Source organism: Empedobacter sp. UBA7620, assembly GCF_002484185.1.
In the GTDB taxonomy this organism is placed as follows: domain Bacteria; phylum Bacteroidota; class Bacteroidia; order Flavobacteriales; family Weeksellaceae; genus Empedobacter; species Empedobacter falsenii_C.
This window is the reverse complement of record NZ_DLJI01000060.1, coordinates 57,310-63,633: the sequence shown is the minus strand read 5'-3', so window position 1 is coordinate 63,633 and position 6,324 is coordinate 57,310. Positions and strand designations below refer to the sequence as shown.

Genomic DNA, 6,324 nt, shown 5'->3' with positions numbered 1-6,324 from the left:
TGTTGTTCCAGAAGTATAAATCAAAGTCGCCATATCAGATGGTTTTATCATCTCTTTGATACTATCCACTTCATGTTGCGTTGAATTATCTTCACCCAAATCTAAAATTTCTTTATAATTTGGAACTCCAGCAATTTCATCAAAACTATAAATACCAACCAATGTTGACACTTTATCTTTTACGGCTGCAACCGTATCATATAAACCTTTATCAGAAACAATGATAAATTTACATTCAGCATTGTTTAAGATATAATCAAAATCGTCTTCGGAAAGTGTTGGATATAATGGAACGGAAATCGCTCCAACTTGCTGAATACCGATATCACAGATGTTCCATTCGGTACGATTAGTTGAAGTGACTATTGCAATTTTATCTTGTGGCTTGATTCCTAATTGTAATAATCCTCGACTAAATGCATTTGCTTTGGCAACGTATTCTTGCGTAGATGTTTTCACCCAAGTTCCGTTCACCTTAGACACCAATGCATCTTCTCGAGGATTATTTTCTAATTGATTTTGTGGAAAATCAAATAATCTTTTTATTTCCATGGTTTTGAATAATTTTCTTAGTTGCAAAATACTAATAAAAAAATTATAATGCAAGCATATAAAATTATTTTAGTGTAAATCTTACACCAATAAAAACCNNAAAAACATGGAAATTTTATTAATTTAAGACTTATTCTTCGTCATCTAACAAAGACATTTCTTGATCATAAAAATCTAAAGCGTCTTCGATTAAATTAGCAATTTCAGTATTAAATTCTTCGTTATCTTCTTCTTCAGAAATATCTTCAAACCACTCGATATCGTCAGTTTCTACGTCTAATAAAAAACGAGGATAATCTGTATGTAAAATAAAGATTTTGTCTGGCATTGTAGAGTTATCAGCCAATAAAAATTTTGGTAATTCCATTTTATATGTTTTTTAATTTATCTTCTAAAATTATTTCTGTATTAGGATTTTCCCTAATCATTTTCTTCGTTTGACGATTGTAACGAATCATCAAAAACACTGCCGAAGCTGTTAATCCAGTTCCTAAACCAATCCACATTCCAAACGCACGCATTTCGAAAACAATTGCTAATACTACACCAATCGGAATTGCGATTAACCAATATGATATAAACGTTAGAATAGAAGGAATTTTAACATCGGTCATTCCTCTCAAAGCACCTAATAATACCAATTGAACGCCATCTGACATTTGGAAAAGCGAGGCAATAATTAATAATGATGCAGCTAAATTGATAACGTCTGGATTGTCTAAATAAATTGTTGGTAATTGATAACGGAAAATAATGAATAAAATTCCGCACAAAATCATAAATGATAATACCATTAAAATACAAGACCAACCTGCTTCTCGTAAGGTTTTGTAATCTTTTAAACCTAATTGATTTCCGATACGAACCGTTGCTGCAACTCCAATTCCTGTACACATCATAAAAGTTGTGGAAGCTAAATTTATCGCAATTTGATGCGCTGCTAAATTTACTTTAGCTAATTCTTGATCTGCAATAGAATTTGTAAATGTATAACCGCAAACAAAGGCTGCCAAAGAGAATGCACTCATTTCGAAGAAAGAAGTTAACGCGGTTGGAATTCCAATTCCAGCAATTTTTCTGAAAATAGCTTTCTGAAAATTACTTGCCTTAAATTGAACTTCTTGTAATACAGATTTCGTTTTCTTGAAATTAAATAAAACTATAATCAAGAAAATCATCATTACTGAACGTGCAACGAATGTTCCCCAAGCTGCACCAGCGGCTTCTAAACGTGGGAATCCCCAGTTTCCATAAATCCAACCATAGTTTAACGTAATATTGACAACGTTACTTAAAATTGTCGCAATTGTAACGGGAATCGTTAATGATAAACCTTCTGATAATTGACGAAATGTTTGAAAAATCATCAATGGAATCATCGAAAATGTCATAATAGTTAGATACGGAATACATTTTTCTACCACATCAGCGGGTTGTCCCATGTAGAACATCAGCGGTTTTAGGAATGTAATCAATAAGAATAAACCGATTGATAAAGTAATATTCAAGACCAAACTGTGCGAAAAATAATTTGCAGCCATTTTTTTATCGCCTTTCGAATCTTCTGCCGCAATCAATGGTGACAGCGCAAAACTAAATCCAAAAGCAAATACTAAAACTGCAAAAAACAATGAATTTCCTAAAGAAGCTGCTGCTAGAGCTGTTTTACCCAAAACCTCATCTTCTATATTATCATATTTCCCACCTAAACCACCAACCATAATGTTATCAATAATGTTGACAGAAATTTGTCCCATTTGAGTAATCATTACAGGAAATGCTAATTTGATATTACGCCTTAAATGCTCTTTTAATTCCAATTTATTTTCTATTTACGATTGCAAAGATACAGCAAAGGTTTTGCTTCTACATTTAGAAATTGTGATGTAATTTAAAATTAATCAATAAAAAAAGATCAAAATAAAATTTTGATCTTTTTTCTATATCAGTATATTTCATTTAAATCGTTTTACAACGAAACAGTTGTCAACATAGTGCTAACCGTAAATGATTTTATTGTGCTTCCTTCAGTCACTGTTCCTCCCACAATATACCCACTTAGAGATTCTGTTCCTCCAGAAACTGAAGCCCCTTTACTAATCGTGTAATTTCCGTTTAAAATTAAAGGATCTGTGATTAAAATAGTAACTGAATTACCATTTCCATTAGAAGAAAAAGCAGGAACTCTATATGTTAAAATTCGCGTTCCAGTAGAACTTTTTAGATTAATGATTGTTGATATATTATTGGTTAAAGTTGTTGTGATTTTTATTGATCGCTGCGTACTTACATTCGTAGTAGGATTACTCGTTGCTCCACCTGTTCCTATTATTGTACCTCCAGTTATTTTGAATGTATTATTATCACAATCAAAACCTTCTTCTGGTGATCTAGCTCCGTTTGAAACTGTAAACCCTCCATTTATAGTAAGCGTTCCATTACTATCAATCCCATCATTTCCTCTTGCTTTCACCCATGTATTTCCTCCATTAATTATTATAGCTGTAGCTGCATTAATTGCATCATCATAGGTTTCAATATTAATTATTCCATCATTAATTGTAAGAACTGCTTTACTTTCCAAGCCTTCTCCTCCATCTGCATTTTGTGTTCCTTTTATTGTTATCGTTCCACTATTAACAGTTAAATTACCATCTGCTTTTACGGCTTTAGGATTTGCATAATCTGCATTATTACCAGATCCTGATACAAGAAATCTTTCCCCAGATGTTGTAATATTTAGATTTAACAAAGAATTATCTTTATTCAACTCTCCTATTGTAATATTACCATCAGCCGAAATTCCTTTTCCTCCATTACCAGTACTTGTAATTGTAATATTTCCTCCATTAAGATAAATATTAGTATCAGCTGTTATAGCAGTAGAAGCATAAGAATCTTTTATTCCGCTTTCATTTACATAAACGGCACCAGTCGCAGCAGTTTTAATGTTTATTGAACCTCCATTAATGATAATTTCTCCATCAGCAGAAATTCCTTTTCCTCCTTGAGAAGCAGCGGTTAGCGTGAAATCATACGTTCCTGAATTAATGGTAATATTTTTGTCTGATTTTAATACTGTTCCATACGATGGATCATATCCACTTCCAATTGCTTCAAGAATTACTTTACTACTTATAGATGCTGTAATATTTGCATCTGATATATTAATATTTTGATTCGATTTTATACCTTTTGAAGCCGCGCCTGAAACTGTTAAAACAATTGTCCCACCTGAAATATCAACATCTGCTGCTCCATTTTTTATTGCTTTTACATCATCTGAAGTCGAAACAATATCAATATTTCCGTTAGAAATAGTTATTTTTCCATCTCCTGCATCAATTCCGTCACTTAAAGAATTTACTTTCAGATTTCCATCAATCATTGTAAAGCCTTCAGAATGTAATCCATCGCTAACAGCAGTTTCAACAACAATATTTCCATTATTTACAGTAATCAAAGAACTCGAATTTATTCCATGCTTTTTATATCCTTTGATTGTTAAATTTCCTGTATTTTCAAAAATAAGCGCTCCATTACTTGTCACTACACCAGAATTACTTCCTCCAGTTCCATCTATTAAAGTATTTTTAGAATTTTGTTTTACATCAATAGTTGTTGTTTTCTTTCCACTAATCGAGACTGCAGCTCCGTTTGGATTTGTTAAATTCAAATTATTAAATACTAATTTTGAAGACAAATCAGTATTAAGCGAAAAAGATCCATTTGATGATGTTCCTATTAAATTATAAACCAAGTTTGTAATTCCAGCAATAGAAATCGCTGAAACCGTTCCTCCATTTACAAAAATCACAACGCCTTTATCACTATAGGGATTAATAATTGTTGCATTTTCTAATCCATTATAAATCACAAAAATTTCTCTTTCATTTATAGGATTAGTATCAAAGGAAATACTATCAATAAATGATTTCTGAATTTCAAAAGTTGATGCAATTGAAGATTCTTTGATATTAACAAATTGATTCGTTAATTTTATACTATCAACTTTAGTAATTTCGGATTTGTAAATAGTATTTCCTGCATAATGAACATTTATATTATGCTGAGCTTTTACTCCAAATGGAATCAAAGCAAGAATAAAAATCAGTAAAAAACTTCTCATTTCTTTATTAATTTTAAAGTTGAACCATTCACTTTTATAAAATAAATCCCAGGTAATAAATTTGATACATTTATATCTTCATTTTTTTTGTAGACTTTAGATAAGACTAATTGCCCCACCGAATTATAAATATTTAACGTAGATTTTGCTTCTTTAGAAGAAATTTTAAAATAATTAGTTGCAGGATTTGGATAAATGATGATTTGTTCTCTATTCTGCTTAATATCTTCTACTGCTAGAGAATTTTTAAACGTAATCTTCGAAATAATTGAAACTGGAATATTAATTTCAGTACTTTCAAGTGATGTTTTAATGATTAAATTATCATTTGAAAAAAATAATTTTCCAGAATCTTCAACAGCATATTGTTGCTGGGTTCCTGTATAGTAATTGATAACTATATTTGTTTGTGCGCAAGCATTATAACTTACAAACAAAAAAATCGCAAACAAGAACCTAATTAGAAATTTGTTATTTAGTTTCATATATAGTGTTTTATCAAAACTAAAATTTCAATTATTCATTTCTAAATTTAATCGGTAAACCGTTAAAATTTGTCGGTAAATATTTTTTTATAAAAGAACGTTAAATTCATTTTTTCTATTAAAAACTTCTAGATTTTCATTCTAAATTATCCTTATATTGCATCCTATACCACATCAAAAAAAATTTTAGTATGACCCTACAAGAATTTAAAAATAGTTTAGATTTACCTTTAATCACTTCTCCTATGTTTCTTGTTTCTCGAACTGAATTAGTTGTAGAAGCATGTAAAAATGGAGTATGCGGAACTTTTCCTTCTTTGAATGGAAGAACTGCCGAAGATTTCGAACAAATGTTAATTGATATCACTTTTCAATTAAAACAATTTGAAAAAGAAACAGGTAAAAAAGCAGCTCCATTTGGAGTGAATTTAATCGTTAACAAAACAAATCCTCGTCTCGAAGGTGATTTAGCTTTATGTGCAAAATATAAAGTACCGCTTATTATTACGTCACTTGGTGCTGTAAAACAAGTTGTAGATGCAGTTCATAGTTATGGAGGTTTGGTTTTTCATGATGTGATCAAAAAACGTCATGCAGAAAAAGCTGCCGAAGCTGGTGTAGACGGAATTATTGCTGTAGCTTCTGGTGCTGGTGGACATGCTGGTACGGCTAATCCTTTTGCTTTGATTGATGACATTCGTACTTTTTATGATGGTTGTTTAATTTTAGCAGGTGCGATGAACAACGGAAATGATATCTTAGCAGCCGAAAATATGGGTGCTGATTTTGCATACATCGGAACTCGTTTTATTGCGACAAAAGAAGCGTCTGCTGATCAAGATTATAAAACAATGTTAGTCGATTCTACTTTCGAAGATGTGATTTATACAGATGGAATTTCTGGTGTAAATGCAAATTTCTTGAAACCAAGTATTATTCATTCTGGAATTGATTTAGACGAAAAGAAAGAAGAAGATTTTTCGAAATTAATTGGAGGAGATGGACATAAAGCATGGAAAGACATTTGGTCTGCTGGACACGGAGTTTCTGGAATTCATGATATTATTTCAACCGAAGAATTAATCAATCGAATGAAAAATGAATATAAATGTGCATTAGAACAAAATGTGCAGAAATTAAATAATTTGAAATTTTAAA

Annotated in this window: 6 protein-coding genes; 1 reads left to right on the top strand and 5 read right to left on the bottom strand. The window is 31.0% G+C overall.

Annotated features, from left to right (window positions below; translation table 11 throughout):
* The 5 genes from B2217_RS15725 to B2217_RS15705 all read right to left on the bottom strand — a co-directional run.
* On the bottom strand, positions 1-552 hold a 552-nt coding region (locus B2217_RS15725), incomplete at its 3' end, for an AMP-binding protein (RefSeq protein WP_291123131.1).
* Positions 553-682: 130 nt separating this feature from the next.
* Positions 683-919 carry a hypothetical protein gene (locus B2217_RS15720; RefSeq protein WP_038336082.1) on the bottom strand — a complete coding sequence of 79 codons (237 nt, stop codon included), beginning with the start codon at positions 917-919 and terminating at the stop codon, positions 683-685.
* A 1-nt stretch (position 920) separates the two neighbouring features.
* Positions 921-2,372, bottom strand: a complete 1,452-nt coding sequence (locus B2217_RS15715; RefSeq protein WP_291123128.1) for an MATE family efflux transporter — start codon at positions 2,370-2,372, stop codon at positions 921-923.
* A 149-nt stretch (positions 2,373-2,521) separates the two neighbouring features.
* Complete coding sequence (locus B2217_RS15710) at positions 2,522-4,681, bottom strand: carbohydrate-binding domain-containing protein (RefSeq protein WP_180904687.1); 2,160 nt, start codon at positions 4,679-4,681, stop codon at positions 2,522-2,524.
* Positions 4,678-5,166 (bottom strand): T9SS type A sorting domain-containing protein, encoded by a 489-nt coding sequence (locus tag B2217_RS15705; protein WP_180904688.1) that lies wholly within the window; start codon positions 5,164-5,166, stop codon positions 4,678-4,680. The genes B2217_RS15710 and B2217_RS15705 overlap by 4 nt, the downstream gene beginning before the upstream one ends.
* 191 nt (positions 5,167-5,357) lie before the next feature.
* On the opposite strand from B2217_RS15705, the gene B2217_RS15700 reads away from it, so the two are divergent.
* The gene (locus tag B2217_RS15700; protein WP_180904689.1) at positions 5,358-6,323 is read left to right on the top strand and encodes an NAD(P)H-dependent flavin oxidoreductase; all 966 of its coding nucleotides are present in this window, start codon (positions 5,358-5,360) and stop codon (positions 6,321-6,323) included.
* Position 6,324 lies beyond the last annotated feature (1 nt).